This window comes from Streptomyces sp. ALI-76-A (genome assembly GCF_030287445.1).
Lineage (GTDB): Bacteria > Actinomycetota > Actinomycetes > Streptomycetales > Streptomycetaceae > Streptomyces.
The window spans coordinates 649895-665155 of record NZ_JASVWB010000002.1 but is presented as its reverse complement, the minus strand read 5'-3'; the positions used below and the strand labels follow the sequence as shown (position 1 = coordinate 665155).

Below are 15261 nucleotides of genomic sequence, written 5' to 3'. Positions count from 1 at the left end.
ATTTGTGTGCGTGAAAACTTCGTCGTATGATGCGTGCATGGGTGGAGTGCCTGAGCCGCACAACGGATGGACGTTTCTCACCAATCACGCGCGCGTGCTGGCGGTCATCGCAGATGATCCGACCGCGCGCATCCGGGACATCGCCGCGCACTGCCGGCTGACGGAGCGCGCCGTCCAGAAGATCATCGCCGACCTGGAGCAGGACGGCTATCTGTCGCACACCCGGGAGGGACGCGGCAACACCTACCGGATCGAGCCCGGCAAGGTCCTGCGCCACCCCGCCGAGGCCGGCCTCACCGTGGCCTCGCTGCTCTCGCTGCTGGCGCAGGACGAAGTCGACCGCTCGGTCCAGGGTCATGTCGGTCCGAGCCGTGCCGACGCGGACGGAGACCGGCTCGGTTGACCCGGCTCAGATCCGCCAGCCGCGGATCCGGTCGGCGGCCTGGTAGACGGTGGTCTTGCGGGCCTGGATGTCGCGCACCAGTTCCACCAGGGCGCCGTAAGGCGGGTCGATGCCCTCGCCCGAGGCATGCATGTACGCCACGACGACCTGGCAGGCGTACAGCGAGTTGCGGTACGGCAGCGGTTCGAGCCGGACGAGCGTGTGCAGCAGGGCTCCGGCCCGCCAGGCGGCATCCGGCGTGGCGACACCGGGCCGGGGGATGCGGGTCTTGTGGCGGGCGACCGCGGCGACGAGGGCGGAGTAGTCCGCGACCGTGACGTCCTCGGGCACGGACTGCTCCTGGATGTCGAGCAGCCAGGGAATGTCGACGTGGAGCACCATCAGGCGGCTTCGGCTCCCTGGTGGCGGCCGGCCGGAGGGATCTCGTCGGGAAAGGCCTCGTCGAACTCCTCGCGGTGCCGCTCGCCCCAGGAGACCGCATAGCGCACGAACTGCTGGCGCAGCCGCTCACGCAGGGACAGGTCGTGGACGTACTGCTTGAGGGAGGTACCCGCGGCCGCGGCCGCGGCGCGCAGTTCCTCCATCTCCTCGTCGCTGTAGCTGATGTTCAAGGACGGCATGCCAGCATGGTACCTACTTGGTACCTGGCAGGGGAGTGGCTCCGGGCGCATTCCGGTCGGGCAGCCACCTTGCGGTGGGGTCCGGGACGGGGCTGCGGGCTGAGCCCGGTCCTGAGGGCCTGCGGCCTCCGGGGACGAGGGAGCTCCGGCACGCACCAGGTGCAGGTCCGTGTCACACACCAGTCCGGCAGGACCACCACCTCCGCGGCCGCCACGGTCGTCGCCGAGACGACGGCCCCGACGTTCACGACCAAGCCGGCCCTGGTCCTGCGCATCGGAACGGTGAACAGCATCGCCGTTCCCGTGAAGCTCAGTTGGGAGGCCGCCGACAACACGGCGTTGAAGGCCGTCAGCGCTGACGGCTCCGCTCGGCGCGACGTACGGTCCGACGATCACCGGCGCGCATCACACCACCAAGTCCGGCGCGGCCACGGCATGGTCCATGCCCGCCTCCGACCAGGCGGGCGACATCGGCACCGCGTCCGTCTCCGGTACCCCGGTCATCATCCGCCGCCGACGCGTGGGACTCAGCGCAGTTCGCCCGCCAGCAGCCCCATCGTGAACATGTCGTACCACTGGCCGTCACGTCGGAAGACCTGACGAAGACGGCCCTCCTCGACGAAGCCCGCCTTCTCGTAGACCTTGCGCGCGGCGTGGTTCTCCGTGACCACGGTCAGCGTCACCTTGTGCAGGCGCATGTCGTCGAAGCCGTAGCGGCAGACCGTCCGCACGGCGTCGGTGGCGTATCCACGGCCCCAGTAGGGCTTCTCGCCCAGGTAGAGGTCGAGTTTCGCGATGCCCTTCTCCGGCTCCGCCTCGTGCAGCGTGACCAGGCCGATGAGCTGGCCGTCGGCGAGTGCCTCGATGCCGAGGAGCAGGTCGGCATAGGTGTTGCGGGGGCGCTCCTCCAGCCACGCGCGGACGCGCTCCACCGGCTGGGCGTAGGTGTCGTCCATCCACCGCATGACCTCGGGATCGTGGTTCCAGCGCCACAGCGCGTCGGCGTCCGCGGGCCCCATCGCCCGCAGTCTCACCAGCTCTCCGAGCGCCACCCTCACCGACCCCTTGATGCGTCTCGTGATCATTTGCGAACCTCGCAGTGATGCCACGGCCGGCTCGCACGCTCAATCGAAATCCGGGCACGGTGAAACCGCGGTCCGGGCATGCTCGGCTGCCCCTCGTCATCCGTACCCCTGTCACCCGTTCCCCCGCGTCGACGTGCCGGGGCGCTCGCGGGCTCCTTCAATGGCGGTAGTCCGGTACGACTTTCTCGGGAGCCCGCGCGCCCGGACGGACCATGGCCGCGGCAACCCCGACGGCTGTCGGGAGAGTACGCATGCCAACGCCGCAGCCCGAAGCCGAGCGCGCCACCGCCCTTCGCCGAGGGACGCTGCGCGGCATCGGTGAGTGGTGCGCCCGCCACTGCGTGACCGTCCTGGTGCTCTGGCTGGCCGCGCTCATGGGACTCCAGGTACTCGACCGGACGCGCGGCGGCGACTACTCGGACGACTTCACCCTGCCCGGCTCCCAGTCGCAGGACGGCCTCGACGTACTGAAGGCACATGAACCGGGGGCCGGGGGATACGGGGCCCAGATCGTCCTGAGGGACGCTTCGAAGCCGCTCACCGATGTCAGCGGTCCGATCGGCACCGCGGTGACCGACCTGGGGAAGCTGCCCCATGTGCTGAGCGCGCAGAACCCGCTTCCCGCGCCGGGCACCACGCCGTCCACCGGGACCCCGAACGTCGGCCCGCTCTCCACCGACGGCAAGACGGCCTACATCACCGTCAAGTTCGACGTCCAGCCCTCCACGCTGGGGCCGTCCTACCTGGACGGAGTCGACACGGCCGTCCAGCCGCTGCGATCGGCCGGCGTGACGGTGGAGTACGGCGGCCCGCTCGGCGAACTGGCCCGGCCCGAGACCGACGACCGCACCAGCGAGGCGATCGGCTTCGGGGTGGCGATCATGGTCCTGCTCGTGGGTTTCGGCAGCGTCGTGGCGGCGGTGCTGCCCCTGGTGGCCGCGCTCATCGCCGTGATCTGTGGACTGGCCCTGCTCGGCCTGCTGGCCGCCGCTTTCACCTTCGCCACGGTCTCGCCGACGCTCGCCACGATGATCGGTCTCGGTGTCGGCATCGACTACTCCCTCTTCCTGATCACCCGCCACCGCCAGAACCTCATGAACGGCCGCGGTCCCGTGACTGCGGCGGGTCTGGCGGTTGCCACCAGCGGCCGTGCCGTGCTGGTCTCCGGCTGCACGGTCGTCATCGCCCTGTCGGGTCTGTGGGTCTCGGGGATCAGTTTCATCGGCAAGCTCGGCCTGGCCGCCGCCGTCACCGTGGTCACCGCCGTGCTCGGCGCCCTCACCCTGGTTCCGGCGGCACTCGGACTGATCGGCCGGCGGATCGACCGGGTGCGGGTGCGCAGACCCTTCGCCGAGACCGACGCCGAACCCGGCGAGGAGGCCCAGGGCACCTGGCATCGTTACGCGCAACGGGTGGAGCGCCGCCCGTGGTGGTTCCTGGCGTCCGGTGCCGTGGTCCTCGCCGTCCTCGCCGTCCCCCTCTTCTCCATCCAGCTCGGGCACATCGGCGACGGCGCCGATCCGAAGTCCTTCACGGACCGGCGAGCCTTCGACCTGATGTCCTCGGCCTTCGGGCCGGGGTCCAACGGCCCGATGACGCTGGTCGTCGACCAGAGCGACGTCCCGCAGGCCGACCGCGCCGCGCTCGCCACCGCCGCGCAGAAAGCCCTGGCCGACGTGGAGGGCGCGGCGACGATCACCCCTCTCACGCCGACCTCGGACGGCGATGTGCTGATCGGCACCGCGTATTCGGCAGCTGCCCCACAGGACGAGAGCACCACCGCCCTGGTGAACCGGCTCGTGGACGACGTCCTGCCCGAAGCGGTGTCCGGCACCGACGCCCGCACGTACGTGACCGGCACGACCGCGGCCCAGGTCGACTTCCTGGACATCGTCTCCAGCAGGCTGCCCCTGATCATCGCGGTGGTCGTCGGCCTGGCCTTCCTCATCATCCTCATCGTCTTCCGCGGCGTGCTGGTCGCCGTCAAGGCGGCCGTGCTCAACGTGCTGTCCATCGCCGCCTCGTACGGCGTCGTGGTGGCCGTCTTCCAGTGGGGCTGGGGCGGTCCGGCGCTCGGTGTCTCCGGCGAGGTGCCGATCGAGAGCTACGTGCCGATGATGATGTTCGCCATCGTCTTCGGGCTCAGCATGGACTACGAGATCTTCCTCCTGTCCCGCGTCCGCGAGGCGTGGCTGCGCACCGGGGACCCGAGGACGAGCGTCGCCCACGCGCTGGAGATCACCGCGCGGGTCATCACCTGCGCGGCGCTCATCATGGTCAGCGTCTTCGCGGCCTTCGTCCTGAGCGACAACATCGTCGTCAAGATGCTCGGCCTGGGACTCGCTGCCAGTGTGCTCATCGACGCCACGCTCGTGCGGCTGCTGCTCGTGCCGGCGGCCATGACACTGCTCGGCAACTCCGCCTGGTGGACCCCGCGTTGGCTGGACCGGCTCCTGCCGCACGTGGACACCGAAGGGGAGGGAACGGCCGCCGCGGCGACCGCCCCGGCGGCCCAGGAGGGGACGCGCCGCTAGGTGTGCTGTCCGGCCGGTCCCGTCGTCGCCCGCGGTTGCGGTCAGGGCTCCGTGCCGATGTCGCCGCGGCGCGCGGGGGTCAGGGGCGCGCGTCGTAGGTCTCGCGTGCCGCGATCACCTCGACAGCGTGTTCCTCGGCCCAGCGGCCCAACGCCCGCAGAGGCGCGTCCAGGGTGCGTCCCAGATCGGTGAGTTCGTACTCCACCCTTGGCGGCATCTCGGCGTAGGCGTGCCGGGCGACCAGCCCGTCGCGTTCCAGGTCCCGCAGGGTCTCGGTGAGGACCTTGGCGCTGATGCCCTCGACCGTGGTGCGCAGGTCACCGAAGCGCATGCTGCCCCCGCTCAGTGCGATCACCACCATCGCCGTCCATTTGTTGGCGATGCGGGCCAGTGACGTGCGGGAGGGGCAGGTCGCCGTGAGGACATTGAGTTCCGGGTGTTGTGACACGCGCCACATTCTTCCATCGGTTACGTTGAGGTGACTGGTTACCGATGGTGAGTATAGGTCTCCACCAGCAAGAATCTATGAAGGAGAAGATCGAGATGGAGTCCATTACCACGCTCACGGTGGCCCGTCGGTACGCCGACGCGGTGTCGGCCAAGGACTTCGCCGCGGTGGCGGGCATGTTCGCCGAGGACATCGTGTGGCACCAGCCCGGCGACAACGCGGTGTCCGGCACCTACCGCGGCATGGCCGCGGTCAACGGGATGCTCGGTGCCCAGATGGCCGCCACGCAGGGAACCTTCGAACTCAGACTGACGGGCGACCCCATGGTCAACGGCGCGCTGGCCGCCATGCCCGTCCGCTTCTCGGCGCGGCGCGACGGCGCCGAGATGGCGATGGACGGCGTCGACCTGCTCAGGGTGGAAGGCGACAAGATCATGGAGGTGTGGCTCTTCTCCGCCGACCAGCACGCCGAGGACGCTTTCTGGGGTGCCGGTTGAGCGCGCCCTGACCGGAGGGGCAGGAAGCCCCTCCGACCCTCTGCTGCTCCTCGCTCCTCGCTCCTCGCTCCTCGCTCCTCGCACCGCGATCCCGGGTGACCGGGGGAGAGACGGTCGGGTGGCCGCGCGGCGCCGGCGGTCCGTCGGAGTGACTCGGCTCGGTGGGGGCGGTAATCCGGGTGCGGTGGGGTAAAGGGACGTCGATCGATCCCGTTGAGAAGGAGCCGAGGATGACCGACGACGCCTACCTGTTCCTGCTTGACGACGCGGCCATGCCCCTCGGTGTGCCTCCGGCCGCCGTGGGCGACCTCGCCTGCATGGAGACTCCCGCGGTGCGGGCATGGCTGGACGCTCAGGGAAGCACCCCCACATCCCCGGAGCTGCGGGTGCTGCCACCGGAGGAGAGGGGATCCGTCCCCGAGGGCGCGGAGCGCCTGCCGGTCCCGCTGAGTGACGAGGAACTAATCCGGGTGCGTCACCGGCTCGCCCCGGAGACGATCGCCCGGGTCGAGGAAGAGCTGCTCGCCTACCGCGACTACGCGGACGACCGGGACGGCCTGATCGCGCGCGCCCTGGCCGCGGGCGTACCGCCGCACCGCATCGTGGAACTGACCGGCGAGGACCCCGCGACGGTGACGGCCGCGACCGGTGGCTGAGCGGGGACGGCCGAGCAGGGACAGCGGGGTGCCGTACCGGGTGCCGCTGGAGCCGGTTCGGCGATGGCGCCGCGGGAGCCCGCCCGACCGCTCGGTGCCCGGTGAGTCACCGGGCACCGAGCGGTGCGAGGGCCCGCTGCGGGCAGTCGCTCAGGGGCGTTGCCCCACTCGGTCCACCACGCCGTGGGCGGCCACGTACGACCACTGCTTGTAGGTCGTCGATCCCAGCTTCTCCTTGCGCTGGTCACGCGTGCCGAGGTACTGGTACGTCTTCGCGTCGAAGATCAGCACCTGTTCACCGTCCTCCCAGGGAGTCCCGGGCGGGCCCACGTACTGGATGCCGATGCCGGGGCGGCCGTCCACGTCCGGCCGGCCGGGCAGCACCTTGACCCCCGGTACGGCGGCGAGGGCTTCGAACGCGGCGGGGCGCAGTCCCTTCGGCAGGGCCGGGGCGTGGAGCAGGCCGGAGAGGAAGGTGTGGACCATCGGCCAGTCGTCGGCCTTCATCGGCCGACCGTAGTCCGGCTTCCCGCTCACGTCGCGCAGAGCGATCGACAGCTTGTCCGGATCGGTGGGCAGCTGCTTCAGCAGCGACCACCTGCGCGGCGGCCAGGCGCGCGCACCGGGCTTGTCCGGCGGGACCCACTGGGTGTGACCCAGCTCGCTGACGTAGGACCTCTTGGAGCCGTCGACCGAGTTCCAGCTCTCGTCGACGTACGTCTTGCTCCGCCCGCCACCGACCGGGGTTTCCTCGATGATCTCCTTGGTGTAGATGAACTGGTCGTCGCGCGGCGCGATCGGCTTCTCGAGCCTGCGTTCCTCGGCCGCCGCCCCCCGCAGCACGGTGGTCGCGCTCACCGGCCGGGTGGGCGGCGAGGTCCCCGGGTCGTCGGCGATCACCACGGTGGTGGCGACCGCGGCCGCGGCCACACCGGCCACCGCCATCCGCAGCAGCGGACGGCGGCGAACGGACGCGGGAGCGGCGGGAGCCCGCATCGCCTGGTGCAGGCGCAGGCGGGCCCGGGCGCGGACGTCGTCCGCCAGGGGCGGCGCGTCCCCGTCCCACTCCCTCAGGAGCTTGAGGTCATTCATCGTCGGATTCCTCTCGGAGAGCAGTCGGATCGGATCCGCCCAATGCCTCACGAACCTTTCTGCGAGCCCTGTGCAGCCGCGACCGGACCGTCCCCACCGGCACCCCGAGGGCGCGGGCGACCTCCTCGTAGCCGAGGTCGGCCCAGGCGACCAGCAACAGCACGTCCCGGTGCCGGGGGGGCAACCTCCCCAGGGCGCCTGCCAGTTGGCGGCCCACCGCCTGTGCGCTGACCCGCGCTGCCACCCGGTCCGCGACCGTCTCCTCGGCCTGGTCGCCAGGGGCTGCCGAAGGCAGCCGTCCGAGCGCCTTCAGCCGCCGGGCTTCGGCGCGCCGGTGACGGCCTATGAGGTTGGTCGCGATACCGAACAGCCATGGGCGTGCGTCGGCCAGCACCGTGTTGTACCGGAAGCGCTGCTGGAACGCGGTGGTGAACGTCTCCGCCATCACGTCCTCGGCCGCCTCCGCACCGAGTCGGCGAGCGGCGTATCTGTGCACCGAGTCAGCGTGGCGGTCGAAGAGCACGGCGAATGCCTCGGGCTCATCCCACGACCGTTCGATCACCGAGGCGTCACTGTCCTGCCCCATCCTGACGCCTGGTTCGACGGTCATCGGGGCTCCTTTCGTTTGATGCGAACGCTCTGACGGCTTGGGCTTTCACCTGTACTTCGCCGGTCGCGGGAATCCGGTTCCCCACGGTGGGACCTCACGCGTCCGGGCCGGAGAGGCATTCGACTCGGCTGGGGCCGCGCTGTCGGCGTCCGCGGTCGTGTGGCCACGCCCTGCGAAGTGGCCGTGCACAAGCGGGACTTGGGGGTATCCGGGCTACTGCGTCCGGAACGCGCGGGCGTCACAGGGCAAGGCAGGAGCAGGACATGAACGGCATGCATGGCCGGCGCAGGCCGGCCGGAAGGGGCTGGAACATGGTGATGTCCAGGATGCGGACCTCCTCATTACTCGGTGCGCTCTCCGCTGGGGTGCTGCTCGTCTGCGGGTGCGGAGGTGACTCCGACGAGGAGGCCTTCTCGGGGCAGAAGGCCGATGACATCGCGGCCAGGGCGGTGACTGCTACCGAGAAGGCCTCCTCCGTCCACATGAAGGGGACCGCGCAGGCCAACGGGTCGAGCACCGTCGAACTCGACATCCGAGTGGACGACCAGGGCAACTGCACCGGGACCATCAGCGGGGACGGCGGCCGCGCGGAGTTGCTGCGCAGTGAGGGCGGTGACGTCCTGATCAAGGGTGACCGGGCCTTCTGGACCAACTCGGCACGCGCGAGCGGCGGTGACGTCAAGCGGGGCGAGCGGCTCGCCGGCAAGCTGGCGGGCAAGTGGGTCGCGGCGCCCGCGGACGGGCCGGATGCCGCCTTCTGCGACAAGAAGCGGTTCCTCGCCTCCATGGACCAGGACAAGACCGAACGGCAGGGCCTGAAACGCGGGGAAACGACCGAGGTGGACGGCGAGGACGCCCTCACCCTGGAGAAGGACCAAGAAGGCAGCCACATCAGCATGCAGGTCGCCACCGAGGGAGAGCCCTACATCCTGAAGGCCGCGACCAAGGGCTCCGAGGACAGCAGCGTGACCTTCGACGACTACGGCGAGAAGGTCACGGTGCAGCAGCCGCCCCGGAGCGAGATCGTCGACGCCTCAGACACGCAGTCCTGATCCGACCTCGTGCAGACTCCTCCAGCCGGTGTTCACGGCACGCGGAGCCCGCCATGCTGTCTCGCCTGGCGGGCAAGCCACCTCGGGGCGCTGCCAGTTGCCTCCGCGCGAAACACTGAGCAGCTTCAGCACAGTGATCGCACCGAGCACGATCACCACGAAGGCGGCGACGGATGTCAGCGAGGCCCCGCCGGCCGACATGAGAACTCCCTGGGCCCTGGCAGTGGACCGGCACGATCGGTCTCCGGCCGAGCCCGTGGTCAGTGGGCTGTCCTCCCCCTCGACGGCGGAACCGTGCGGCGCCGTGGACCGTCCGTGTGGGCATCCGCAAGATCGACCTGCTGGAGGACCTCGCCCGTGACAGGCACAGCCACGCGTTACCTCTACCTGGCACGGCACGCCGAGGCTTCGCCGGACGAGAAGCAGCTGACCGACAAGGGTCGTCGTCAGGCCGCGCTGCTCGACGCACGGCTTCAACGCGGCCCGATCTCGGCGATCTGTCACGGCCCACTCCCGCGAGCGGCCGAGACGGCACGGCTGATCCGTGACCAGCTGGACAACGTGTCCATCCGGTCGTCGGAGTCGGCCGGTGACTACATCCCCTACATGCCTCAGAAGGAGGAACTGCCTGCACAGTCGGCCGACGCGATGCTCAGCCGTCTGCTCCAGTTCCCGGCCGAGGAACGGGAAGACGGTCCGGAGCTGGCCCGGAGAGCCCTCACCCGGTTCACGGGACCAGTGCGCGCCGCCGAACCTCGCCACGAACTCGTCGTCACCCACAACTTCCTCATCGGCTGGCTCGTCCGGGACGCCCTTGACGCGCCGAAGTGGCGGTGGATGGGCCTCGACCACGCCAACGCCGCCCTGACCGTCATCCGCTACGCCCCCGGCCGGCCCGCTTCCGTCCTCTTCTACAACGACCTGGGGCACCTTCCCGAGGAGCTCCGCTGGACCGGCTTCCCCTCCGGCCTCCGGATCTGAGGGCATACCTGGTCAGGGACGGGCGCCCGGTGTGTTCACCGCGCGGCGGCGCACGCCTCCCCCGTGGCGCTGGCCACTCCGGCGACCGTGCTCGTCGCAGTCAGCCCGATGGCGACCGGGCGTCGTTCGGGTGGGGCGGCCGGGACGCGTTCCAGGACTCCGCCCGCGAAGACGTCGTACAGCGGCAGGGTCTCGAGGTGGACGTAGCCGATGTGGCAGTCACAGGTGGTCAGGGGGCAGGGGCGGGGGCGTAGGGCGGCCCGGTAGGAGCCGTCGTAGAGGTTGCCCAGTTCGGCGCGGACGAAGTGGCAGCGGCGGACGGTGCCGTCGCCGTCGACCGAGATCACCGAGTCGCCGGTGCGGCAGGGCAGACCGGCGCTGGTGTGCGGGGTGCGGCTGTAGGGGAACAGCGGGTCGAGCGCGGTCCACGTGTCGGCGTCGGCGTCCTGGTAGGTGTGCCCCTCGGCCGCGTTGATCCACAGGTAGACGTGTTCCGGCAGATCGGCGCGCAGGCGGCGGGCCGCCTCCAGGTGCTCGGGCAGGCCGACGACGCCGACACTGAAGCGGACCCCCCGGTCGGCCAGGTCATGGCACTTGGCGAGGAAGCGGTCGTACGGCGTCTGGCCCGGGTGGTAGGTGCACCACAGGGCGAGGGTGTCGGCGTCCGCCTCGGCCAGCCAGTCGGTGCGGCAGCTGAGGTTCGTCTGGATGGCCACCCGGCGGATGTGCGGGAGATGGGACAGCTCCGCGAGGGTGCGCCGGTACCAGGAGCGGACCAGGCCCTCGCCCCAGGGGGTGAAGAGGAGGGAGAGCCGGTCGTCGGTCCGGTCGCCGGCCCACTGGGCGAAGCGTTCCAGGGCGGCGCGGTCGGCGCGGAGTCGCGCGGTCGAGTCGCGCCGCTTGGCGAACGGGCAGTAGGGGCAGTCGTAGTCGCAGGAGGCGAGCGGGCCCCGGTAGAGGAGGGTCAGGTCCATGGCGGGACGGTCACTTCCTCTCGTAGGCGGACATGGCCGCCCGTACGGTCGGGGAGAACAGCTCCGGGCCGATGGCGTCGGAGTGCGCCAGGCCCTCGGGTGTGAGCCGCAGGGTCGTGGAGTCGGTCCCGGTCAGCCAGCCGCGGTCGGCGAGGCGGTGCAGTTCCGGGCCGAACTCGTCGGCGGGGGCGCTGCCGAAGCGGGCGCGGTAGTCGCCGACGGAAAGCCCCTCGGCCTGGAGGAGCGACTGCAGCAGGTGGCGGCGGCGCGCTTCCTGGCCGTCCATGCGGTAACCGACCTCGACGCGGCTGAAGTCGGACGTGGCGACGTAGTCGTCGATGATGCCGCGGATCTCGTGCATGCCCACGGCGTAGTCGAAGGAGTAGTGCACGGTGGAGGTGTAGGAGCGGGCGCCGCAGCCCAGGCCGATCATGCCGTCGGTCTGGCAGGCGTAGTCGTCGGCGCCCTGCGGCGGGGCGTCGGCGCGGCGGAACATGCGCATGGACTGCTGGGTGTAGCCGTGTGCGAGGAGGTGGTCGCGGCCCGCGCGGTACAGGCGCAGCCGTTGCCCGTCCCAGGCCGGGTCGGGCAGGTGGTCGGCACCGCGGCGGCCGAGGCCGGTCAGCGGGCGGACGTAGAGCGGATAGAGGTACAGCTCCTCGGGTCGCCAGGCGAGGGCCGCGTCCAGGGAGTGCCGCCAGCTCTGTTCGGTCTGGCCGTCGATGCCGTAGATGAGGTCGATGTTGAGGACCGGGATGCGGGTGTCACGGATGCGGGCGAGGGCGGCCTCGACGTCGGCGCGGCGTTGCGGACGTACGGCGGACCGGGCCTCGGCGTCGACGAAGCTCTGGACGCCCAGACTCAGCCGGGTCGTCCCGCGGTCCGCCAGGACGGCGAGGCGGTCGGCGGTGGCCGTGGCCGGTGAGGCCTCCACCGACAGCGGGATCGCGCGCAGGCCGGCGCCCATGCGGTGCTCCGCGATGTCGCAGAGACGCTCCAGCTCGGCCGCGGTGAGGAAGGTGGGCGTGCCGCCGCCGAACGCCGCGGTGGCGAACCGTACGTCCTCCTCGTGACCCAGCGCGTTCCGTACGGCGTCGGCCTGCCGTTCCAGGGCGTCCAGGTAGGCGCCGGTCAGGCCGTCGGGGGCGCCGATGCGGGTGAACAGGTTGCAGAAGCCGCAGCGGACCTCACAGAACGGTATGTGCAGGTAGAGGGAGAGGGCGTCCTTGGCTTCGGCCGCCCACAGGGAGACGAGCGAGGGGCGGTCGGGCAGGCCGCGGTAGGCGGTCTTGTGCGGGTAGGCGTAGACGTAGTGCTGGTAGGGGCTGGTCAACTGGGCGGTGGTCATACGGCGGCCTCGGCGGGGTCGAGGAAGAAGTGGGCGTAGGGCACGGTCCACACGGACTCGTGGCCCAGGCGGTGGCCGGTGTAGCCGTCGTCGCCGTAGGCGGTGCCATGGTCGGAGCAGACGATGGTGAAGCAGCGGCGGCGGCTGCTCGCGGCGGCGAAGAGCCGGCCGATGTGCCGGTCGACGTACTCCAGCGCGGCGGCGTGCGTCCGGCGGGTGTCTCCGGCCTCCCGGGTCGCGCCGGGCAGGTGGAACCAGTTCGGCTGGTGCAGGGCGGAGACGTTCACGAACAGGAACAGCCGCTGCTCGGCGGGCAGTCGGCCGATGACGGATTCCGCGCGGTCGATCTGGCGCTCGAAGGAGCGCGGTGAGGTGACGCCGAACTCCGGCTCCCAGTGGGACTCGTCGAAGAGGCCGGGCAGCACCGAGCCGAGCGGGCCCTGCTTGTTGAAGAAGCCCACACCTCCCACGCACACGGTGTGGTAGCCGGCCCCGGCCAGCCCGGACACGAGATCCGGGGTGTCGTACACGAAGGTGCCGCCGGCGGTGGTCTCGCTGCCCGCGAAGCTCGCCGCGAACAGCCGCGGATGAGGCCCGGGAGCGGCGGGCGTCGGCAGGAAGCCCGCGAAGATCGCCTGGTGGGAGGCGTAGGTGAAACTGCCCGGCGCGTGGCGCTGCTCCCAGCGGCCGTCGGGCAGATGGCGGGCGAGATGCGGGATCCGGCCCTCCGCCGCCAGTTCGACGGCCACGTCGTGGCGCAGCGTGTCGAGGGTGACGAGGAGGATGTCGTGACTGCCGACGACCTCGTTCATGTCCGGCTCAGGCATACGGTGTCCTTGTTCTGTACAGGGCGAGCGGGCCGGACCGGGCGTGACCGTTCAGCACGGCCGCCACCTGCGCGGCATAGGTGTCCAGGCCCTCGGCGCCGCTGCCGGGCAGGCCGGTGAGCCGGGGCAGCAGATCGCCGAAGGCGTTGACCTCGCCGACGAAGGCGCGGCGCCAGCCCACGGCCGGCAACAGGTCCACGCCGACGCAGAGCGTGCGCGGGAAGCAGGCCGCGGCCCGCTCGCACACGCCGAGCACGTCGGCCCAGCGGGCGCCCGCCGCCTCCACCGCCTGCCGGGCCGCGTCGAGGTCGCCGCGGCTGCCGCCGAGGTGGAGGTTGGTCAGGGGCGAGCGGCTGGTGCGGACCACCGCGTGGGTGGCCCGGCCGGCCACCACGACCACTCTCAGGTCCGCGGCGCGGCCCTGCTGGGATGCCTTGGGCAGCCAGCGCTCGACGTGCAGGCCGTCGGGGGCGAGCGCGTCGACGATGGCGGCGATGTCCTGTTCCCGCTCGTAGCGGCGCACCTTGAGGGAGTTGTGCAGACGGCCGTCGGGGGCGCGTTCCACGGAGGTGGTGGCCCTGATCCGGCCGCCACCGCCCGTCTCGACGGCGAGCACTCCCGACGCGGACGAGCCGTGCGCGGGTTTGACGAACAGCCGCGGCATCCGGTGCGCGCGCATCAGCGCCCGTACGTCGTCCCAGCCGCGCACCGGCGCGCCCAGCGGTCCCGAGGTGGGGGAGGAGGGGACGGGTACGCCCGCCGCGTCGAGCACGGCGTGACAGCGGCGCTTGTCGAACAGCACGGCGAGGTCGTCGGGGTCGTCCAGCCGGACGCCGCCGCGCAGACCGCGCAGCGCGGCGGTGAACGCGGCGTACCAACGGGCCGAGCCCTCCACCCGGGTGGGTTCCTGGGCGCCCCGCAACAGACGGTCGACCGCAGGGTTCTCGCCGGGTGAGTCGACGCGGACGAACTCGTCAGCGGCGAACTCGGCCCCCCGGGCGCGCAGGACGTCCACCCAGGGGACGACGCGCGGGCCGGGCAGGCCGGCCGCGCGCACCGCGTCGCCGAAGAGGGAAACCCGGCGGTTCTCCGGGTTGCCGACCACCGCGAAGCGCGGCCGGGAGGCTGCCGCCGGCCGGACCGTGGACGACGTGGTCACTCGCCCACGGCGACGTAGCGCCAGACCGTGCCGTCGCCTTCCGTCTCCTCCTCCGCGTCGTCACGGTCGAGGTCCACCTCCACGCCCGCCGGTTCCAGGGTCTGCCGGACGCGGTCCTCGAAGGGCTTGCTGAGGTAGTGGTGGTGCAGGTCGAGCTTCCTGAGGTGGGTGAGCGGCTGACCGCTCAGCAGCGCGCCGGCACCCTCGTCGGTCAGGACGCCCATGGACAGGTCCAGCACCTCCAGCCGGGCCACGACGGGCGCGGAGGCGACGGCCGCGGCGACGGCGTCCTGCATCTCGCTGTTGCGCAGGGACAGGTGACGCAGGCGCGGCAGCCGGGCTCCGGACAGGATGGGCTCCAGATCGGCGGCCTCGCTGTCGCCGCCGTAGTCGGGGGTGCCCAGCCACAGGTCGAGGTGTTCCAGGGCGGGCAGGTCGCTGCCGCCGATGCCGCGCACCACGTCGGCGGGCAGGCCACCGGTCTCCACGACGAGCTTGCGCAGCGCGCCGTGGCTCAGTGCGGGGAACTCCAGCCCCGTCCCGCCGCGCACACCGAACTCCTCCAGGGCGGGGAAGCCGGTCAGCAGCGGGGTGACGTCGGACTGGTTGATCCAGGAGATCTCGCACTCCTCCATCACCATGTCGCCGAGGAACAGCGCGCGCAGCGCGGGGAGGTGCTCCCGGGCCGCGAGGAGGGCCTCGATGACGTCGGACGGGCCCGTTTCGTAGGCCTCCGACCAGGCCCCGACGATCAGGGCCCGGAGGCGGGTGGTGTCGACGGTGCCGCGGAAGCGCGCGAAGGCATCCGTCCAACCCTCGTCGGAGTCGTACACGTCGGCCTTGACGCGCCAGGCGACGGACTCCGGATCGGGCAGGCCGTCCGTCTTCGCGTCGGGCCCCGGGAAGTCGTAGGCGGGCAGCCGGTACAGCTCGTGCAGGTGGTCACCGATGGTCATGCGGCTGCTCCAGAGTGGA

The 15261-nt window shown here is 71.3% G+C and carries 17 protein-coding genes; 6 read left to right on the top strand and 11 right to left on the bottom strand.

Translation table 11 applies throughout. From position 1 onward, the window contains the following. Positions 1-37 precede the first annotated feature (37 nt). Complete coding sequence (locus QQS16_RS03700; protein ID WP_286060164.1) at positions 38-403, top strand: helix-turn-helix transcriptional regulator; 366 nt, start codon at positions 38-40, stop codon at positions 401-403. A gap of 6 nt (positions 404-409) precedes the next feature. Here the strand turns inward: QQS16_RS03700 and QQS16_RS03695 are convergent, their stop codons facing one another. The 3 genes from QQS16_RS03695 to QQS16_RS03680 all read right to left on the bottom strand — a co-directional run bounded on the left by QQS16_RS03695 (position 410) and on the right by QQS16_RS03680 (position 2108). Next, complete coding sequence (locus QQS16_RS03695; RefSeq protein ID WP_286060163.1) at positions 410-784, bottom strand: toxin Doc; 375 nt, start codon at positions 782-784, stop codon at positions 410-412. Continuing rightward, positions 784-1023, bottom strand: a complete 240-nt coding sequence (locus QQS16_RS03690) for a hypothetical protein (RefSeq protein ID WP_286060162.1) — start codon at positions 1021-1023, stop codon at positions 784-786. Before QQS16_RS03690 ends, QQS16_RS03695 begins: the two co-directional genes overlap by 1 nt. A gap of 527 nt (positions 1024-1550) precedes the next feature. Then, positions 1551-2108, bottom strand: coding sequence for a GNAT family N-acetyltransferase (locus tag QQS16_RS03680; protein ID WP_286060161.1), 558 nt, complete (start codon positions 2106-2108; stop codon positions 1551-1553). 251 nt (positions 2109-2359) lie between these two features. Between QQS16_RS03680 and QQS16_RS03675 the strand changes: the two genes are divergently transcribed. Further along, a complete protein-coding gene (locus QQS16_RS03675) occupies positions 2360-4642 on the top strand; it encodes an MMPL family transporter (protein ID WP_286060160.1) in 2283 nt (760 codons plus the stop codon). 79 nt (positions 4643-4721) lie between these two features. On the opposite strand, the gene QQS16_RS03670 is transcribed toward QQS16_RS03675, so the two are convergent. Beyond that, the gene (locus tag QQS16_RS03670) at positions 4722-5090 is read right to left on the bottom strand and encodes a winged helix-turn-helix transcriptional regulator (RefSeq protein ID WP_286060159.1); all 369 of its coding nucleotides are present in this window, start codon (positions 5088-5090) and stop codon (positions 4722-4724) included. A gap of 95 nt (positions 5091-5185) precedes the next feature. Here QQS16_RS03670 and QQS16_RS03665 point away from each other — a divergent pair, with 95 nt between their 5' ends. Further along, entirely contained in the window at positions 5186-5587 is a 402-nt protein-coding gene (locus QQS16_RS03665) for a nuclear transport factor 2 family protein (protein ID WP_286060158.1), read from the top strand. A 230-nt stretch (positions 5588-5817) separates the two neighbouring features. After that, positions 5818-6243 (top strand): DUF6003 family protein, encoded by a 426-nt coding sequence (locus QQS16_RS03660; protein ID WP_286060157.1) that lies wholly within the window; start codon positions 5818-5820, stop codon positions 6241-6243. Between the two features lie 150 nt (positions 6244-6393). On the opposite strand, the gene QQS16_RS03655 is transcribed toward QQS16_RS03660, so the two are convergent. After that, positions 6394-7335, bottom strand: a complete 942-nt coding sequence (locus QQS16_RS03655) for a CU044_5270 family protein (RefSeq protein ID WP_286060156.1) — start codon at positions 7333-7335, stop codon at positions 6394-6396. Beyond that, on the bottom strand, positions 7328-7945 hold the full coding sequence (locus QQS16_RS03650; protein WP_286060155.1) for an RNA polymerase sigma factor: 618 nt from the start codon (positions 7943-7945) through the stop codon (positions 7328-7330). Before QQS16_RS03650 ends, QQS16_RS03655 begins: the two co-directional genes overlap by 8 nt. Before the next feature lie 263 nt (positions 7946-8208). On the opposite strand from QQS16_RS03650, the gene QQS16_RS03645 reads away from it, so the two are divergent. Both QQS16_RS03645 and QQS16_RS03640 read left to right on the top strand, forming a co-directional pair. Then, positions 8209-8997 (top strand): hypothetical protein, encoded by a 789-nt coding sequence (locus QQS16_RS03645; RefSeq protein ID WP_286060154.1) that lies wholly within the window; start codon positions 8209-8211, stop codon positions 8995-8997. A 357-nt stretch (positions 8998-9354) separates the two neighbouring features. After that, on the top strand, positions 9355-9978 hold the full coding sequence (locus QQS16_RS03640) for a histidine phosphatase family protein (protein WP_286060153.1): 624 nt from the start codon (positions 9355-9357) through the stop codon (positions 9976-9978). Between the two features lie 35 nt (positions 9979-10013). Here the strand turns inward: QQS16_RS03640 and QQS16_RS03635 are convergent, their stop codons facing one another. Genes QQS16_RS03635 through QQS16_RS03615 form a run of 5 tightly spaced genes read right to left on the bottom strand, consistent with a single transcriptional unit; the run spans position 10014 to position 15242 of the window. Then, on the bottom strand, positions 10014-10952 hold the full coding sequence (locus QQS16_RS03635) for an STM4011 family radical SAM protein (protein WP_286060152.1): 939 nt from the start codon (positions 10950-10952) through the stop codon (positions 10014-10016). Positions 10953-10962: 10 nt separating this feature from the next. Further along, on the bottom strand, positions 10963-12300 hold the full coding sequence (locus QQS16_RS03630; protein WP_286060151.1) for an STM4012 family radical SAM protein: 1338 nt from the start codon (positions 12298-12300) through the stop codon (positions 10963-10965). After that, positions 12297-13112: an STM4013/SEN3800 family hydrolase gene (locus QQS16_RS03625; protein WP_286066217.1), complete on the bottom strand. Its 816-nt coding sequence runs from the start codon at positions 13110-13112 to the stop codon at positions 12297-12299. The genes QQS16_RS03630 and QQS16_RS03625 overlap by 4 nt, the downstream gene beginning before the upstream one ends. A 7-nt stretch (positions 13113-13119) precedes the next feature. Beyond that, positions 13120-14286: an STM4014 family protein gene (locus QQS16_RS03620; RefSeq protein ID WP_286060150.1), complete on the bottom strand. Its 1167-nt coding sequence runs from the start codon at positions 14284-14286 to the stop codon at positions 13120-13122. Then, entirely contained in the window at positions 14283-15242 is a 960-nt protein-coding gene (locus QQS16_RS03615; protein WP_286060149.1) for an STM4015 family protein, read from the bottom strand. Before QQS16_RS03615 ends, QQS16_RS03620 begins: the two co-directional genes overlap by 4 nt. Positions 15243-15261: the final 19 nt, after the last annotated feature.